General features: G+C 65.6%; 19 protein-coding genes. 16 read left to right on the top strand and 3 right to left on the bottom strand.

Features of this window, described 5'->3' with window-relative positions; genetic code table 11:
- Window positions 1-269: 269 nt before the first annotated feature.
- The 4 genes from ABIC90_RS22685 to ABIC90_RS22670 are packed head-to-tail and all read left to right on the top strand — an operon-like array spanning window position 270 to window position 3,457.
- Window positions 270-1,364, top strand: coding sequence for an RluA family pseudouridine synthase (locus tag ABIC90_RS22685; RefSeq protein ID WP_354358109.1), 1,095 nt, complete (start codon window positions 270-272; stop codon window positions 1,362-1,364).
- The gene (locus ABIC90_RS22680; protein ID WP_354358107.1) at window positions 1,357-2,031 is read left to right on the top strand and encodes an HAD family hydrolase; all 675 of its coding nucleotides are present in this window, start codon (window positions 1,357-1,359) and stop codon (window positions 2,029-2,031) included. The genes ABIC90_RS22685 and ABIC90_RS22680 overlap by 8 nt, the downstream gene beginning before the upstream one ends.
- 10 nt (window positions 2,032-2,041) lie before the next feature.
- Window positions 2,042-2,410 (top strand): Rieske (2Fe-2S) protein, encoded by a 369-nt coding sequence (locus tag ABIC90_RS22675; protein ID WP_354358105.1) that lies wholly within the window; start codon window positions 2,042-2,044, stop codon window positions 2,408-2,410.
- Window positions 2,411-2,413: 3 nt separating this feature from the next.
- The gene (locus tag ABIC90_RS22670; protein WP_354358103.1) at window positions 2,414-3,457 is read left to right on the top strand and encodes a S49 family peptidase; all 1,044 of its coding nucleotides are present in this window, start codon (window positions 2,414-2,416) and stop codon (window positions 3,455-3,457) included.
- Window positions 3,458-3,469: 12 nt separating this feature from the next.
- Here ABIC90_RS22670 and ABIC90_RS22665 read toward each other — a convergent pair whose 3' ends face one another.
- The 3 genes from ABIC90_RS22665 to ABIC90_RS22655 are packed head-to-tail and all read right to left on the bottom strand — an operon-like array spanning window position 3,470 to window position 5,972.
- On the bottom strand, window positions 3,470-4,630 hold the full coding sequence (locus tag ABIC90_RS22665) for an MFS transporter (RefSeq protein ID WP_354358101.1): 1,161 nt from the start codon (window positions 4,628-4,630) through the stop codon (window positions 3,470-3,472).
- Window positions 4,631-4,632: 2 nt separating this feature from the next.
- Window positions 4,633-5,394 carry an SAM-dependent methyltransferase gene (locus ABIC90_RS22660; RefSeq protein ID WP_354358099.1) on the bottom strand — a complete coding sequence of 254 codons (762 nt, stop codon included), beginning with the start codon at window positions 5,392-5,394 and terminating at the stop codon, window positions 4,633-4,635.
- Entirely contained in the window at window positions 5,391-5,972 is a 582-nt protein-coding gene (locus tag ABIC90_RS22655; RefSeq protein WP_354358097.1) for a Maf family protein, read from the bottom strand. Before ABIC90_RS22655 ends, ABIC90_RS22660 begins: the two co-directional genes overlap by 4 nt.
- A gap of 84 nt (window positions 5,973-6,056) precedes the next feature.
- Here ABIC90_RS22655 and ABIC90_RS22650 point away from each other — a divergent pair, with 84 nt between their 5' ends.
- The 12 genes from ABIC90_RS22650 (at window position 6,057) to ABIC90_RS22595 (ending at window position 15,485) form a co-directional block, all read left to right on the top strand.
- Complete coding sequence (locus ABIC90_RS22650) at window positions 6,057-6,614, top strand: YceD family protein (RefSeq protein WP_354358095.1); 558 nt, start codon at window positions 6,057-6,059, stop codon at window positions 6,612-6,614.
- A 155-nt stretch (window positions 6,615-6,769) separates the two neighbouring features.
- Window positions 6,770-6,952, top strand: a complete 183-nt coding sequence (gene rpmF / locus ABIC90_RS22645) for a 50S ribosomal protein L32 (protein ID WP_007830466.1) — start codon at window positions 6,770-6,772, stop codon at window positions 6,950-6,952.
- Between the two features lie 61 nt (window positions 6,953-7,013).
- Window positions 7,014-8,111 carry a phosphate acyltransferase PlsX gene (plsX, locus tag ABIC90_RS22640; protein ID WP_354358093.1) on the top strand — a complete coding sequence of 366 codons (1,098 nt, stop codon included), beginning with the start codon at window positions 7,014-7,016 and terminating at the stop codon, window positions 8,109-8,111.
- On the top strand, window positions 8,111-9,088 hold the full coding sequence (locus tag ABIC90_RS22635; RefSeq protein ID WP_354358091.1) for a beta-ketoacyl-ACP synthase III: 978 nt from the start codon (window positions 8,111-8,113) through the stop codon (window positions 9,086-9,088). Before plsX ends, ABIC90_RS22635 begins: the two co-directional genes overlap by 1 nt.
- Window positions 9,089-9,138: 50 nt before the next feature.
- Window positions 9,139-10,092: an ACP S-malonyltransferase gene (gene fabD, locus ABIC90_RS22630; RefSeq protein WP_354358089.1), complete on the top strand. Its 954-nt coding sequence runs from the start codon at window positions 9,139-9,141 to the stop codon at window positions 10,090-10,092.
- Between the two features lie 25 nt (window positions 10,093-10,117).
- Window positions 10,118-10,861 (top strand): 3-oxoacyl-ACP reductase FabG, encoded by a 744-nt coding sequence (gene fabG / locus ABIC90_RS22625; RefSeq protein ID WP_354358087.1) that lies wholly within the window; start codon window positions 10,118-10,120, stop codon window positions 10,859-10,861.
- A 100-nt stretch (window positions 10,862-10,961) separates the two neighbouring features.
- Window positions 10,962-11,201 carry an acyl carrier protein gene (gene acpP / locus ABIC90_RS22620; RefSeq protein WP_007830471.1) on the top strand — a complete coding sequence of 80 codons (240 nt, stop codon included), beginning with the start codon at window positions 10,962-10,964 and terminating at the stop codon, window positions 11,199-11,201.
- A gap of 96 nt (window positions 11,202-11,297) precedes the next feature.
- Entirely contained in the window at window positions 11,298-12,542 is a 1,245-nt protein-coding gene (fabF, locus tag ABIC90_RS22615; protein WP_354358085.1) for a beta-ketoacyl-ACP synthase II, read from the top strand.
- Between the two features lie 13 nt (window positions 12,543-12,555).
- Window positions 12,556-13,038 carry a hypothetical protein gene (locus tag ABIC90_RS22610; protein WP_354358083.1) on the top strand — a complete coding sequence of 161 codons (483 nt, stop codon included), beginning with the start codon at window positions 12,556-12,558 and terminating at the stop codon, window positions 13,036-13,038.
- 49 nt (window positions 13,039-13,087) lie between these two features.
- On the top strand, window positions 13,088-13,723 hold the full coding sequence (gene rpoE, locus ABIC90_RS22605; RefSeq protein ID WP_354358081.1) for an RNA polymerase sigma factor RpoE: 636 nt from the start codon (window positions 13,088-13,090) through the stop codon (window positions 13,721-13,723).
- Between the two features lie 17 nt (window positions 13,724-13,740).
- On the top strand, window positions 13,741-14,394 hold the full coding sequence (locus ABIC90_RS22600; RefSeq protein WP_354358079.1) for a sigma-E factor negative regulatory protein: 654 nt from the start codon (window positions 13,741-13,743) through the stop codon (window positions 14,392-14,394).
- Window positions 14,395-14,417: 23 nt separating this feature from the next.
- The gene (locus tag ABIC90_RS22595) at window positions 14,418-15,485 is read left to right on the top strand and encodes a MucB/RseB C-terminal domain-containing protein (protein WP_354358077.1); all 1,068 of its coding nucleotides are present in this window, start codon (window positions 14,418-14,420) and stop codon (window positions 15,483-15,485) included.
- The last annotated feature ends 1 nt before the right edge of the window (window position 15,486 follow it).

Below are 15,486 nucleotides of genomic sequence, written 5' to 3'. Positions count from 1 at the left end.
CAGAAGCCAGGTCGGCCAGCGAAGGCATATTTGAATCAGCAGCATCAACACAACAAGGGACTCGCTTCGATCCGCCAGCAGCTTGGAAGCTGCGGGCTGGGTATTCCGTATCGGTGTTTCGTGGGTGTCGGCTTGACTTGGGTGCCTGGCCTGCCACTTTGCGCAATTGCGCGGGGTTTGCAGCACGGCGCCAAAGCGGCATCGACCTCACAGCGTGGTCGTCAGTGCTCTAAACTTCTGTCTAATCAAGCACTTACACGACCGCGCTGGTGAAAAACATTATAGGTGCGAAGCAAAGCCCCGAGACCGCTCCAAATCCCGCAGGCCCCAAAGCTTCGGGTGACATCGGGACGCCGCCTTCGGCCATCAGGTTCATCACCGTCGACGCCGAGTCGGCGGGGCAGCGGCTCGACAATTTCCTGTTCCGCCATCTGAAAGGCGTGCCCAAGACGCACGTCTATCGGATCATCCGGTCGGGCGAGGTGCGAATCAACAAGGGGCGCGTCCAGGCCGAAACTCGCATCGAGGCCGGCGACGTGCTCAGGCTGCCGCCGGTGCGGATCTCGCCCCGAGCGGAGGAGGGCGCCGCGCCCCCCGCGCCGGCGCGCGAGTTCCCAGTGCTGCTCGAAGACGATGCGGTGCTGGCCATCGACAAGCCGGCCGGCGTGGCGGTGCACGGCGGCAGCGGTGTGAGCTTCGGCGTGATCGAGCAACTGCGCACCGCGCGTCCGGGGGCGAAATTCCTTGAGCTGGTTCATCGGCTGGACCGCGAAACCTCCGGCATCCTGCTGGTCGCCAAGAAGCGCAGCGCGCTGGTCGCTTTGCAGGACCAGTTCCGCGAGCGCGAAACCGGCAAAACGTACCTGGCGCTGGTCGAGGGCGAGTGGCCTGCCAACAAGAAGGTGCTGGATGCGCCGCTGGCCAAATACCTCGTGCCCGATGGTTCCGCCGTCGGCGAGCGGCGTGTGCGCGTGGTCGCCAAGGACCATCCGGACGCGATGCGCGCCATCACGCTCGTGCGGGTGCTCGCGCGGCTCAAGCTGCCGGGCGACGCCACGCCGCTGTCATTGCTGGCGGTGACGATCAAGACCGGACGCACCCATCAGATCCGCGTGCACCTGGCCTCGGCCGGCCATGCGATTGCGGGCGACGACAAATACGGCGATTTCGAACGCCAGCGCGCATTGCAGAAGCTGGGCTTGAAGCGCATGTTCCTGCACGCGTGGCGATTGCAGTTCAACCACCCGGCAGGCGGCGAGCGCATCGCGCTGCAGGCCGACCTGCCGCCCGAACTGCACGCCCTGATGCCGCCAGCCGCGCTCCAGGCGCTGGCCCAACACCCCACCCCCACAGCCCATGACTGAATCTTCCGCAAGACCTCTTCGCTTCGACCTGATCGCCTTCGACTGGGACGGCACGCTCTACGACTCCACGCGCCTGATCGTGCGCTGCATCCAGGCCGCGGTGATCGACGTCGGCGGTGCCAAGCCGACGGAGAACGACGCCGCCTGGGTCATCGGCCTGGGCCTGGCGGAAGCGCTCGCACGCGCGGCGCCCGATGTGCCGAAGGAAAAATACGCCGAGCTCGGCGCGCGCTACCGCTACCACTACCTGCAGCACCAGGACGACCTGGTGTTGTTCGACGGCGTGCTGCAGATGCTCGATGCCTTGCGCGCGCGCGGCCACAAGCTGGCCGTGGCCACCGGCAAGTCGCGCCGCGGGCTGAACGAGGCGCTGAAATCGGTGGCGCTGCGCGATCGCTTCGACGCCTCGCGGACCGCCGATGAAACCTTCGGCAAGCCGCATCCGCGCATGCTGCTGGAGCTGATGGAAGAGCTCGATGTGCCCGCCGCGCGCACGGTGATGATCGGCGACACCACGCACGACCTGCAGTTGGCCACGAACGCCGGCTGCGCCAGCGTGGGCGTGAGCTACGGCGCGCACGAGCCCGCGAGCTTCGATGAATTCAAGCCGCTGTTCGTCGCCGACTCCGTCACGGCGCTGCAGACGTGGCTGCTGGACAACGCCTGAGCGCTTCGTCATGAATCAGGAATCCATTCCACTGTGCAATGCCTCGGACCTGGTCGAAGGCGGCGTCGCCGTTCCGTTCGATGTGGTCCATGGCGGCGAAACCTGCCGCGCCTTCGCGGTGCGCTTCGAGGGCCAGCCGCATGCGTACCTCAACCGGTGCAGCCATGTGGCGATGGAAATGGACTTCCAACCCGACCGCTTCTTCGACGACACCGGCCAGTGGCTGCTGTGCGCCACCCACGGTGCGGTCTACAAGCCCGACACCGGCGAATGCGCGGGCGGTCCTTGCCGCGGCGGCCTCGTGAAGATCGCCCTGAGCGAACGCGACGGCGTGGTGCACTGGCATACTGACTGGAACCTCCAACCCCTCATCTTCTGACACATGACCGACCCGATTCGCAGGGACCCTGAAGGTTTCGATCCTTTCGAGCCGGTAGCTCCCCTCACGCCTCCGCAAGACACCCCCAAGAACATGGCCCAAGACCCCACACAGCGCCCCGGCTGGGAACGCGCAACGCTGGAAAAGCTCGCCTTCGCCGCCTTGGGCGAGCAGAAGGCCGCCCGCCGCTGGAAGATCTTCCTGCGTCTTTCGTGGTTGGCCTTCTTCATCTTCCTGGCGTGGTTCGCGCTCTCGCGCAGCACGCCGAGCACCGCCAAGACAACGGCCCACACGGCCGTCGTGGAGATCAAGGGCGAGATCGCCAACGGCGGCGACGCCAGCGCCGAATTCGTCATTGCGGCCATGAAGACGGCCTTCGAGGACGCAGGCGCCAAGGGCGTGGTGCTGCTGATCAATTCGCCGGGCGGCAGTCCGGTGCAGGCCGGCATCATCAACGACGAACTCAAGCGCCTGAAGGCCAAGTACAAGAAGCCGGTGTACGCGGTGGTCGAAGAGACCTGCGCTTCGGCGGCTTACTACATCGCCGCAGGCGCGGACAAGATCTTCGTGGACAAGGCCAGCATCGTCGGCAGCATCGGCGTGCTGATGGACGGCTTCGGTTTCACCGGCGTGATGGAAAAAGTCGGCGTCGAGCGCCGGCTGCTCACGGCCGGCGAGAACAAGGGCTTTCTCGATCCATTCAGCCCCATGAGCGACACGCAGCGTGCACATGCCCAGTCGATGCTCAACCAGATCCACGCGCAGTTCATCAACGTGGTGAAAACGGGCCGCGGCGATCGCCTGAAGCTCGATACCCCGGGCCTCTTCAGCGGCCTGTTCTGGAGCGGCGAGCAGGCGGTCGAATACGGCCTGGCCGATCAGTTGGGCAACGTGGACTTCGTGGCGCGCGAGGTGATCAAGGCCGAAGAGGTCATCGACTACACCCGCCGCGACAACGTGGCCGAAAAGCTCGCCAAGAAGTTCGGTGCCGCGATGGGCGACGCCTCCGTGCGCGCCCTGCAGGCTGCAACGCCTTCATTGCGCTGACCTCGAAAAGGCTCAGGCCCCGGCCTGGGCCTTGCTGCGTGTGAGGCGAGCCGAGGCCGCCAGCGCCACGGCGAATATCACGACCACATAGAGCGCCGCGGTCAGCGAACTGGCCCGCGCCAGCAGTCCGATCACCGCCGGTCCGGCCATGAATCCCAGATAGGCCACGGCGGATACGGCGGCAATGCCGCTCGCGGGCTCGATGCCAGGCACGCGGGCCGATGCGCCGAAAAGAATCGGCACCACGTTCGCAAAACCGATTCCGACGCCCGCGAAGCCGACCAGGGCGAGCCAAGGCAGGTCGGTCAGCAGCACCAGCGTCATGGCGGCCGCTGCCAGCAGGCCGCTGCCGCGCAGCAGGGTCACGGGCGAGAAGCGGGCGCGCATCGCGTCGCCGCCGAACCGCGCGGCCGCCATGGCGGCGGAGAAGGCCGCATAGGCCAGCGCCGCCTGCTTCTGCGGGCTGCCGAGCTCCTGCTGCATATAGAGAACGCTCCAGTCGTAGATCGCGCCTTCTGCAATCAGGCCCAGTGCGGCGAGCACGCCCAGCACCGCCAGCGGGCCGCGAGGCAGGCTAAAGCTGTGATCGGCATTGGCAGTAGTGCTGGTGGCCGCCGGCTTGGGCAGCATGCGCGTCGAGGATGCGGCGACGACCAGCACCATCACTGCGGCCACGATCAGCAAATGGGCCTGCGCGCCCAGGCCGGCCGCGAGCACCGCGCTGCCGCTCGCGGCGCCGGCCATTCCGCCCAGGCTGAACATGCCGTGCATGCCGCTCATCAGCGCCGTGCCGCTGTGCAGTTCGAGCTGCGCCGCCTCGGTGTTGATGGCCACGTCGAACACGCTGGTGACCAGGCCGAACACCGCCAGCAGGCCCAGCAGCGCGAAGTAGTCCGGCATGGCGATCAGGCCCGCCAGCAGCAGCGCGTAGACGCAGCCGCAAATGGCGGCCATGCGGCGCGGGCCGTGGCGGCCGATCCAGCGGCCGGCGCTGGTCAGTCCGAACATCGCCCCGGCGCCGGCTGCGAGCAGGGCCAGTCCGAGCTGGGCTTCGTCGAGTCCGTAGTGCGCCTTGACCGTCGGGACATGCACGCCCCAGGTCGCAAAAATGAAGCCGGAAGAAAAGAATTGCGTGCGCGAGGCCCAGCGCGCGCTGCGGGTCACCACCACCATCGTCAGCGCCCGATCGCGAACACGGCGGGGAGGCGTTCGTCGGTGGCGGCCTGCGGCTTGGCGCGCCAGGATTTCACTGTCTCGCTGCGCACATGCGCGTTTGCCAGGGTCAGTCCGCGCGCGACCGCGAGGCGGGTGTTCTGGTGCATCGTCTGGACCAGCGCCTGCAGCAATGCGGCGTTGCGGTACGGCGTTTCGATGAAGAGTTGCGTCTGGCCGGTCTTGAGCGCGATCGCCTCGAGCTCGCGGATGCGGGCCTGGCGTTCGCTCGCATCCTGCGGCAGGTAGCCGACGAACGCGAAGTTCTGGCCGTTGAGGCCGCTCGCTGCCAAGGCCAGCAGCAGCGAGACCGGGCCGGTGAGCGGGACGACGGTGATTCCCTGGTCGTGCGCGGCGCGCGCCACCGACGAGCCGGGATCGGCCACCGCCGGCATGCCGGCTTCGCTCAGCAGGCCGATGTCGTGGCCTTCGAGCGCGGCGGCCAGCAGCGGGCGGGCGTCGAACTGGCCCGCGTGATCGCCTTTCTTGTGCACCTCGCGCGGGAGTTCCTGGATGTGCTGCGCCTGCAGCGGGGCGGCCAGCGGCGCGACTGCATCGATGCGCTTGAGATAGGCGCGGGCGGATTTTGCGTTCTCGCAGATCCAGTGCGTGATGCCGGCGGCCACTTGCAGGGTGCCCAGGGGCAGGGCGTCCTGCAGCGGGGCCTGGACGTCGCAGCCGAAGTCCAGCGGCGCGGGAACGAGGTAGAGCTTGCCGTGGGTCACAGGAGTTCGACCCCCGCGGCGCGCAACATCTGGCAGGTGCGGATCAGCGGCAGGCCGACCAGGGCGGTCGGGTCGTCGCTGTCGATGGCGCTGAGCAATGCGATGCCGAGGCCTTCGCTCTTGGCGCTGCCGGCGCAGTCGTAGGGCTGCTCGGCCTGAAGGTAGCGCTCGATGGCGGCGTCACTCAGTTCGCGGAACACCACGCGAACGGGTGCGAGGTCGCGCTGTACGAAGCCCGTGGCATGGCACACCACAGCCACGGCGGTCTGGAATATGAGCGTCTGGCCGCGCATCCGGCGCAACTGGGCGGTGGCGCGGGCATGGTCGCCCGGCTTGCCGAGCGCAATGCCGGCAAGATCGGCGACCTGGTCGGAGCCGATGACGACGGCCTCCGGAAAGCGTGCGGCCACGGCGTTGGCTTTTTCCAGTGCGAGGCGTTCGGCCAGGGCGCGCGGAGTTTCGCCGGTCAGCGGGGTTTCATCGACTTCCGGGGCGTGCACCTCGAAGGGCAGGCGCAGGCGGGTCAGCAGTTCGCGGCGGTAGCGCGAGGTCGAGGCGAGGATCACGGAACGTTGCATGAGGACGATTGTGCGTGACCTGCGCAAAACCTTCCGCCGCGCCGCAGCTGTCGGGGAGACGGCCGGCAAGCTAGACTGGCGCGGATGAAGAGAGAATTTGCCCCCGAACGGCTCGACGTGGCCGGCTTTGCCGCCGCGGCTGCCACCCTGGACGCGGCCGACCCGGTCCCCAACTATGTACGCCTGGTCGCCGAATTGGCGGACGCGGCGACCGATGCCTTGGTTCGCTGGGAGGCGAACGGCGAAGAGCGCCCCGGTGCGGACGGCAAGCCCACACCCTGGCTCCATCTGGAAGCCGAAGCGATCGTGCCGCTGACCTGCCAGCGCTGCCTGACCGCCGTCGAAACGCCGGTGGCTGTGGACCGCTGGTTCCGTTTCGTCGCCGACGAGGCCACTGCGGAAGCGGAAGACGACGAGTCCGAAGAAGACCTGCTCGTCATCAGCCGGGACTTCGACCTGCATGCCCTGATCGAGGACGAGCTCCTGATGGAAATTCCCGTCATGCCTGTCCATGATGTCTGCCCGGTGCCTGTTCAGCTGTCGTCGAGCGACGACGACTTCCAGGCGGCCGAAGAAGCCAAGCCGAACCCTTTCGCGGTGCTCGGAGCGTTGCGTTCGCGCAAGCCGGAAGAGGGCAAGTAGCCCTTTGCCGCAGCCTGGGCTATAATCATGGGCTTCGCGCGCGCCGCCGTGAGCAGCAATACAGACAAGGGCATTCCATACATGCCACGCGCTTATCTGCATTGCCACCGCAAAAGAGCGCATCCACTCACTCACCTAACAGTCCAGGAGCCATCATGGCCGTCCAGCAAAACAAAAAGTCGCCTTCCAAGCGCGGCATGCACCGTTCACACAACGCATTGGTCGTGCCCGGCATCGCCGTGGAACCGACCACTGGCGAAACGCACCTGCGCCACCACATCAGCCCGAACGGTTTCTACCGTGGCCGTCAGGTGCTCAAGAACAAGTCTGAAGCCTGATTTCACATCCCAAGGCCGAGGCCCGAAGCTACTTTTGCCGTAGCGTCGGGCCTTTGTTTTGATGGCTACGCTTTCTTCCTCCGAATCCACTGCTGCGCCTTCTGCAATCACGCTCGCCGTGGATTGCATGGGGGGCGACCATGGGCCGCGCGTCACGCTCGCGGCCTGCCGCGCGTTCCTCGAGCGGCACTCTGAAGCCTCGTTGCTGCTGGTCGGTGCGCCGGCCGCGCTGGCGGGGTTCGCTGCCCATCCGCGTGCCCGCGTTGTTGCCGCCAGCGAAGTGGTGGGCATGGACGACCCCATTGAAATCGCCCTGCGCAAGAAGAAGGATTCTTCGATGCGCGTTGCGATCCAGCAGGTCAAGGATGGTGCTGCCCAGGCCGCCATTTCCGCCGGCAACACTGGCGCGTTGATGGCCATTGCGCGCTACCTGCTCAAGACCCTGGACGGCATCGATCGTCCAGCGATCGCGCCGCAGCTTCCCAATGCCAAGGGTGGTGCGACCACCGTGCTCGATCTGGGTGCGAATGTCGATTGCGATGCCGAGGATCTGCTTCAGTTCGCCGTGCTCGGGTCGGCGTTGGTTTCGGCATTGACCGGCAATGAGGCGCCCTCGGTCGGTTTGCTCAACATTGGCGAAGAAGCCATCAAGGGCAGCGAAACGATCAAAAAAGCAAGTCAACTGCTGCGTACGGCTGCCAACTCCAAAGATCTGAATTTCTATGGCAACGTGGAAGGCAACGATATCTTCAAGGGCACGACCGACATCGTGGTCTGTGACGGCTTTGTCGGCAACGTGGCGCTGAAGGCGAGTGAAGGTGTCGCCTCGATGATCGGCGAGTTCATCCGGGTCGAGTTTTCGCGAAGCATTTTCACGAAGGCTGCGGCAATTGTTGCTTATCCGGTCTTAAAAGCGTTTAAAAACCGCCTTGACCACCGTCGGTACAACGGGGCGGCACTCCTGGGCCTCCGCGGCCTGGTTTTCAAGAGCCATGGCTCGGCTGACGAAGTGGCTTTCGGGCATGCGCTGGATCGCGCTTATGATGCCGCTCGCAACAACCTGCTCGATCGCGTGCGGGCCCGCATCGCCCACGCCGCGCCATTGCTTGCGCGGCAGGAACCGGCGGCGCCGGTCGACGCGACGGCCCTTCACGTTTGATGACCCCTTTTTCACGCATCACCGGCACCGGCAGCTACCTGCCCCCACGCCGCGTGACCAATGACGATCTCGCCAAGGAACTGGCGTCGCGCGGCATCGAGACCTCTGATCAGTGGATCGTCGAGCGCACCGGCATCCATGCGCGTCACTTTGCCGCGCCGGATGTCGGCAGCAGCGATCTGGCGCTCGAAGCCGCCAGGCATGCGCTGGAGGCGGCGGGCCGCAAGGCCAGCGATGTCGACCTGATCATCGTCGCGACCTCGACGCCGGACATGGTGTTTCCGTCGTCGGCCGCCATCCTCCAGCACAAGCTCGGCATCGCCGGCTGCCCGGCGTTCGACGTCCAGGCGGTCTGCAGCGGCTTTGTGTATGCGCTGACCGTGGCCGACGCCATGATCCGCACCGGCACCGCGCGCTGCGCATTGGTGATCGGCGCCGAAGTGTTCTCCCGCATTCTCGACTTCAACGACCGCACCACTTGCGTGCTGTTCGGCGACGGCGCGGGCGCGGTGGTGCTCGAGGCCAGCGACGAGCCCGGCATTCTGGCGAGCGACCTGCATGCGGACGGCAAGCACGTCGGCATTCTGTGTGTGCCGGGCCATGTGTCCGGCGGCAATGTGCTGGGCACGCCGCTTCTGCACATGGACGGCCAGGCGGTGTTCAAGCTGGCGGTCCGAGTGCTCGAGGAAGCCGCGCGTGCCACGCTGGCCAAGGCCGGCAAGACCGAGGCCGACATCGACTGGTTGATTCCGCACCAGGCCAACATCCGCATCATGGAAGGCACGGCCAAAAAGCTGAAACTGCCGCGCGAAAAGCTGGTGGTCACGGTCAACGAGCATGGCAACACATCGGCCGCTTCGATTCCGCTGGCGCTCGACGAAGCTGTGCGCTCCGGCAAGGTGAAGAAGGGTGAGACCCTCATGCTCGAAGGCGTGGGCGGTGGTTTTACCTGGGGTGCGGTGCTCCTGAATCTGTAGCGTGTTGCGGCTCTCTGGAAGAGCTGCAATGCGACATGACGCATAGAACAATGAAATCTTTTGCTTTTGTTTTCCCGGGCCAGGGCTCGCAGGCGGTCGGCATGCTCGACGCTTGGGGCGATCACCCGGCTGTTGCCGAAGCCCTGCGCGAAGCTTCCGAGGCGCTGGGAGAAGACATCGCCGCGCTGATCAAGAACGGTCCGAAGGAAGAGCTTGCGCTCACCACCAACACCCAGCCCGTGATGCTGGTGGCGGGTGTGGCCGCCTGGCGCGCCTGGCTGGCCGAAGGTGGGGCAACGCCTTCTGTGGTGGCCGGTCATTCGCTGGGCGAGTATTCGGCGCTGGTCGCCTCGGGCGTGCTGACGCTGGCGCAAGCTGCGCCGCTGGTGCGCTTTCGTGCGCAGGCGATGCAGCAGGCCGTGCCTGTGGGCGTCGGTGCCATGGCCGCCATCTTGGGCATGGAGTCCGGCAAGGTCGTTTCCGGCTGCGCGGAAGCCACGGCTTCCTTCGGTGCGGGCAGCGCGGAGATCGTCGAGGCTGTGAATTTCAACGACCCGATGCAGACCGTGATCGCCGGCAGCAAGGCGGCTGTCGACAAAGCGTGCGAAGTGCTCAAGGCGGGCGGTGCGAAGCGTGCCTTGCTGCTGCCGGTTTCTGCTCCGTTCCATTCGAGCCTGATGAAGCCCGCCGCCGAAGCACTGCGCGAAAAACTGGCGACTCTCACGCTCGCCGCACCGCAGATTCCGGTGCTGAACAACATCGATGTGGCCGTCGAAGCCGATTCCGAACGCATTCGCGATGCCTTGGTGCGCCAGGCCGCCGGTCCGGTTCGCTGGGTTGAAAGCGTGCAGGCCTTGAAACTGCGCGGCGTAGCCTCCATCATCGAGTGCGGGCCGGGCAAGGTTCTGGCCGGGATGGTCAAGCGCATCGCCCCCGATCTCGAAGCTGCGTCGGTGTACGACCCGGCAACGCTCTCGGACACCCGACAATCGCTCGCCGGCTGAACGGCGCAGGACCCCTGTACTTTTTATGAGCATTCCCAAATTCGAAGGCCAAGTCGCCCTGGTCACCGGCGCGTCGCGCGGCATCGGCGCCGCGATTGCGCTCGAGCTGGCGCAGCGCGGCCTCAAGGTGGTCGGCACTGGCACCACCGACGAAAGTGCGGCGAAGATCACCTCGGCGCTCAGCGCATTCGACGGCCGCGGCCGTGCGCTCGATGTGAACGACGGCGCAGCCGTCGAGGCACTGATCGACGAGATCGTCAAGGCCTACGGTGCCATCCACGTGCTGGTCAATAACGCCGGCATCACGCGCGACACGCTCGCCATGCGCATGAAGGACGATGACTGGGACGCGGTGCTCGACACCAATCTCAAGGCCGTGTTTCGCCTCTCGCGCGCGGTGATCCGTCCGATGATGAAGCAGCGCTACGGCCGCGTCATCAGCATCACGAGCGTGGTGGGCGCTTCCGGCAACGCCGGCCAGGCCAACTATGCGGCGGCCAAGGCCGGCGTGGCGGGCATGACCCGCGCTCTGGCCCGCGAGCTCGGCAGCCGGAACATCACAGTCAACTGCGTCGCACCGGGTTTCATCGAAACCGACATGACGGCCAGCCTTCCCGAAGCCCAGCAACAGGCGCTGCTCCAGCAGATCCCGCTGGGCCACCTGGGCAAGCCGGCCGACATCGCGCACGCGGTGGCGTACCTCGCATCGCCCCAAGCCTCCTATGTGACGGGGCAGGAGCTGCACGTCAACGGCGGCATGCACATGTAGCCGCAAGGCGCAATCTTTCCCGTACCGGACGCACGGCAAATGCCACAATGCGCCCGGCTAAAATCCACCGATTACCTACACAACCCTCAGAGGGAACCAAATGAGCGATATCGAAGCACGTGTCAAGAAAATCATTGCCGAACAACTCGGCGTGGAAGAGTCTCAAGTGACGAATGAAAAGGCTTTCGTGGCCGACCTCGGCGCTGACTCGCTCGACACGGTCGAACTCGTGATGGCACTCGAAGACGAGTTCGGCATCGAGATCCCCGATGAAGACGCCGAGAAGATCACCACGGTGCAAAACGCCGTCGACTACGCCACCAAGAACCAAAAGGCCTGATCGGCCGACTGACGCTGCGACGGTGGCCGGCGGCTTGTTTTCAAACCGCATGCGCCACCCCGCAGCTTTTCAGTGCTTTCAGAAAGGTTTGCCGGCATGACCAAACGCCGCGTCGTCGTGACCGGACTCGGTTGCATCGCTCCTGTCGGAAACACCGCAACCGAATCCTGGGCCAACCTGTTGGCCGGGAAGTCGGGCATTGCGAACATCACCGCTTTCGATGCAAGTGCCTTCGCCTGCAAGTTTGCCGGTGAGGTCAAGGGTTTCGACATCACCCAATACATCTCGGAGAAGGAAGCGCGTCACATGGACCGCTTCATTCATCTGGGGCTCGCTGCCGCCATCCAGGCAGTGCAGGACAGCGGACTGCCTACCGGCGAAGCGCTGTCCTATGAAGAGGCCGTGCGCATCGGCTGCAACATCGGCTCGGGCATCGGCGGTCTGCCGATGATCGAACAGACGCATGGCGAATACGCGAGCCGCGGCCCGCGCCGCATCTCGCCGTTCTTCGTGCCGGCGTCGATCATCAACATGATCTCGGGCCACGTGTCGATCAAGTACGGCTTCAAGGGCCCGAACATCGCCGTCGTGACCGCCTGCACCACGGGCCTGCATGCCATCGGCACGTCGGCGCGCATGATCGAGTACGGCGATGCCGACGTCATGATCGCGGGCGGTGCGGAATCGACCATTTCTCCGCTCGGCATCGGTGGCTTCACTGCGCCGCGTGCACTCAGTACCCGCAACGACGATCCTGCCACGGCCTCGCGCCCCTGGGACAAGGACCGCGACGGCTTCGTGCTGGGCGAGGGCGCGGGCGTGCTGGTGCTCGAAGAGTACGAACACGCCAAGGCGCGCGGCGCTAAGATCTACGCCGAAGTCGCGGGCTTCGGCCTGACCGGCGATGCGTACCACATGACCGCGCCCGACGTCGACGGCCCCCGCCGTTCGATGGCGATGGCGCTGGCCAATGCTGGCGTGAATGCGGACCAGGTCCAGTACCTGAATGCGCACGGCACCTCCACGCAGATTGGCGACCTCAACGAGACCAACGCGGTCAAGCTCGCCTTTGGCGATCACGCGAAGAAACTCGTCGTCAATTCGACCAAGTCCATGACCGGCCACTTGCTGGGCGGCGCGGGCGGTATCGAATCGGTGTTCACGGTGCTTGCGCTGCACGAGCAGAAGAGCCCGCCGACCATCAACATCTTCAGCCAGGACCCGGAGTGCGATCTCGACTACTGCGCCAACGAGGCGCGCGATCTGAAGATCGATGTCGCGGTCAAGAACAACTTCGGCTTCGGCGGCACCAACGGCACGCTGGTGTTCAAGCGCGCTTGAGCATTGCTTTCCCATGCACAGCGCGCCGTCGGTGACCTACCCGGTGGGGCGCTCACGCGGCGCTACCCGGATTCTTGTTCTGCTATGGGCCTTGGGCGCCTGTTGTGCGGGCGCGTCCTGCTATCTGTTCGACAGCGCGGGATGGCGCCAGCTGCTGCTGGTCCTCAGCGTCCTTTTTTCGGGCGTTGCTGCAAGCTTCGGCCTTCGCCGGGATGGCGCGGCAATCCTGCACTTCGACGGGCTCCATTGGTCTCTTGCAGGCGCTGACCGGAGCCGCGGCGTTCGTGCCGCGCAGGCCAAGGTGGCGCTCGATTTCCAGTCGCTGATGCTGGTCAGGCTCGCAGAGTCGGGCCGCGCCGGACGCTGGGTCTGGCTCGAGCAAAGAACCCAGCCGGAACGCTGGCGCGATGTTCGCCGCGCTGTCTATGCGCGCCCACCGGCCGCCGAGCCGGCTGGCGATCCCTGGCGTGCGACGGCTCCCGCCGACGCGCCCTGAGCTCCCGTCGATGACCACTTCCCCCCCGCCTGTACCTCCGGAATCCGGCATGGCCGACGCGCCCGACGAGGCACCGCGCCCGGGCGAAGTCGACTTCCAACTGGTCCAGCGCACGGTTGCGGGCGACCAGAAAGCCTTCGAACTGCTGGTCATCAAGTACCAGCGCCGCATCGAACGCCTGATCGGCCGCATGGTCCGCGATGTCGACCTGATCGAAGACATCGCGCAGGAAACCTTCATTCGCGCCTATCGTGCGCTGCACCAATTCCGGGGCGAGGCACAGTTCTACACTTGGCTCTACCGGATCGCGGTCAACACCGCCAAGAAGGCGCTGGTCGACATGAAGCGCGATCCGACCATCTCCGAAAGCGCCCTGCGGCCGTCTTCTGACGACGACGATGAAACTTACCGCCCGGGAAACGAACCAATCAGCGACGAAACCCCCGAATCGGTCTTGGCGGCGAAGGAAATTGCCAATGCCGTCGAGGCTGCCATGGACGCGCTCCCAGCCGAGTTGCGCCAGGCAGTCACGCTGCGCGAGATCGAAGGGATGAGTTACGAAGAGATTGCCGAGGTCATGGATTGCCCTATCGGCACAGTGCGCTCGCGTATTTTCCGGGCGCGCGAAGCCATTTCGGCCAGGGTCAAACCGATGCTCGACAACCAGTCCGGCAAGCGTTGGTAAGTAAGCAGGTGAATGAAATGAATCAGACGATGACGGTTCGGGAACAGGTGTCCGCACTTGCGGATGGTCATTTGCAGGGCGAAGCGTTCGCGCAGGCGATCGACGCGGTTTGCGTCGAGGGCGAATCGCGTGCTGCATGGCAGGCCTACCATGTGGTGGGCGACGTCCTGCGGTCGGGATCCCATTCGCCGTGCAGCGACAGCGCCGCATTTCTCGCGCGATTCCAGCAACGGCTTGCCGCGGAGCCCGTGATGGCGATGCCGGCGCTCAAACCTGTTGCGGCGCCGGTCGCCGTCGAGGTTCAGCGCCGCGCGGACGCGGCCAACGAGCCGGTTTTCCGCTGGAAGCTGGTGGCGGGCGCCGCTTCGATGGTCGCTGTGGCCGCCATCAGCTGGACGCTGATCGGCAACGGCACCTCTGGCGCGCAGATTGCGGCCCAGCAGCAGCCCGCGGCCAATTCGGTTCTGGCCGCTGCGGCCGTCAACGGTCCGCAGCTGGCCGGCAGCACGCTGACGCCGACGCGCGTGGTGGTGGGCAATGGCAATCCGCAAGTCATGCTGCGCGATCCGCGCCTGGATCAATTGCTCGAGGCGCACCAACAGGCCGGCGGTGCTTCGCAAATGCCCTCCAGTTTCCTGCGCAACGCGACTTTCGAGGGACCCACGCGCTGATCGCGCGTCCGTAGCCGCCCGCAATGACCGTTCCGATGCCGATCTCCGCACGCGCGTTCGTGCTCGTGTTCGCAGCCTTCTGCTTCGTGCAGGTTGCCACCGCTCAAAACCGCTCGGGCCCGGCGAACGCCAAGGGTGCCGCCTCGGCGCAGACGGACGAGCCGCCTGCGATGAGCGTGGCCGATTGGCTGCAGCGCATGCACACGGGGGCTCGGCAGCGCAACTACGTGGGCACCTTCGTGGTGTCGGCGCCAGGTGGTGATCTGTCGAGCGCACGGATCTGGCATGTGCGCGACGGCGACCACCAGATCGAACGCATCGAGGCCTTGTCGGGGCCTCAGCGCTCGACCTTCAGACGCAATAAAAACGTCATGACCTTCCTGCCGGAGGCAAAGGTCGTCAAGGTGGAGAAGCGCGAGAACCTCGATCTCTTCCCCAATCTTCCCGACAAGACCGATTCGTCGATCGGCGATTTCTACGACGTGCGCGCGATCGGCAAGGACCGCGTGGCGGGTTTCGATGCCGATGTGGTGCAACTGGTGCCGCACGACAACCTGCGCTTCGGCTATCGCATCTGGAGCGAGCGACGCTCGGGCCTCCTTGTGAAGCTGCAAACCATCGACAGCGAGTCGCGCGTGGTCGAGCAGTCTGCGTTTTCCGAGCTGCAGCTCGACGCGCCGGTGAAGGCGCAGGCGCTGGCGCAGATGATGGCCAACACCGCGGGCTATCGCATCGAAAAATTGAAGCTCGAACGCACCACCGCGCAGGAAGAGGGCTGGACGCTCAGCACGCCCGTGGCAGGGTTCAAGCCCCGAAGCTTCTTCCGCCGGCCGACGGCAGGCGGCGATCAATCGAAGGACGCCGCCACGGTCCAGTGGACCTTTTCCGATGGTCTCGCCTCGGTATCGCTTTTCATCGAACGCTACGATGCCGCCCGCGCGCCGCGAGACGGCGTGCTGACCATCGGCGCCACCAATGCCATTCGCCGGCGTCTGCCCGAGCCGGCGAGCGATTGGTGGCTGACCGCGGTCGGCGAAGTGCCGCCGCAGACACTCAACGCATTTGCCCAGAGCCTTGCGCGCACGCGCTGAG

It is taken from the genome of Variovorax boronicumulans, from assembly GCF_040544675.1.
GTDB lineage: Bacteria > Pseudomonadota > Gammaproteobacteria > Burkholderiales > Burkholderiaceae_C > Variovorax > Variovorax boronicumulans_D.
The sequence above is the reverse complement of the archived record's forward strand: the minus strand, read 5'-3'. Positions and strand labels throughout refer to the sequence as shown.

Coding starts and splice junctions, on each gene's coding strand:
- ABIC90_RS22680 (WP_354358107.1), top strand. CDS start 1,357: ATGACTGAATCTTCCGCAAGACCTCTTCGCTTCGACCTGATCGCCTTC.
- ABIC90_RS22675 (WP_354358105.1), top strand. CDS start 2,042: ATGAATCAGGAATCCATTCCACTGTGCAATGCCTCGGACCTGGTCGAA.
- ABIC90_RS22670 (WP_354358103.1), top strand. CDS start 2,414: ATGACCGACCCGATTCGCAGGGACCCTGAAGGTTTCGATCCTTTCGAG.
- ABIC90_RS22665 (WP_354358101.1), bottom strand. CDS start 4,630: ATGGTGGTGGTGACCCGCAGCGCGCGCTGGGCCTCGCGCACGCAATTC.
- ABIC90_RS22655 (WP_354358097.1), bottom strand. CDS start 5,972: ATGCAACGTTCCGTGATCCTCGCCTCGACCTCGCGCTACCGCCGCGAA.
- ABIC90_RS22650 (WP_354358095.1), top strand. CDS start 6,057: ATGAAGAGAGAATTTGCCCCCGAACGGCTCGACGTGGCCGGCTTTGCC.
- rpmF (WP_007830466.1), top strand. CDS start 6,770: ATGGCCGTCCAGCAAAACAAAAAGTCGCCTTCCAAGCGCGGCATGCAC.
- plsX (WP_354358093.1), top strand. CDS start 7,014: ATGGCTACGCTTTCTTCCTCCGAATCCACTGCTGCGCCTTCTGCAATC.
- ABIC90_RS22635 (WP_354358091.1), top strand. CDS start 8,111: ATGACCCCTTTTTCACGCATCACCGGCACCGGCAGCTACCTGCCCCCA.
- fabD (WP_354358089.1), top strand. CDS start 9,139: ATGAAATCTTTTGCTTTTGTTTTCCCGGGCCAGGGCTCGCAGGCGGTC.
- fabG (WP_354358087.1), top strand. CDS start 10,118: ATGAGCATTCCCAAATTCGAAGGCCAAGTCGCCCTGGTCACCGGCGCG.
- acpP (WP_007830471.1), top strand. CDS start 10,962: ATGAGCGATATCGAAGCACGTGTCAAGAAAATCATTGCCGAACAACTC.
- fabF (WP_354358085.1), top strand. CDS start 11,298: ATGACCAAACGCCGCGTCGTCGTGACCGGACTCGGTTGCATCGCTCCT.
- ABIC90_RS22610 (WP_354358083.1), top strand. CDS start 12,556: ATGCACAGCGCGCCGTCGGTGACCTACCCGGTGGGGCGCTCACGCGGC.
- rpoE (WP_354358081.1), top strand. CDS start 13,088: ATGGCCGACGCGCCCGACGAGGCACCGCGCCCGGGCGAAGTCGACTTC.
- ABIC90_RS22600 (WP_354358079.1), top strand. CDS start 13,741: ATGAATCAGACGATGACGGTTCGGGAACAGGTGTCCGCACTTGCGGAT.
- ABIC90_RS22595 (WP_354358077.1), top strand. CDS start 14,418: ATGACCGTTCCGATGCCGATCTCCGCACGCGCGTTCGTGCTCGTGTTC.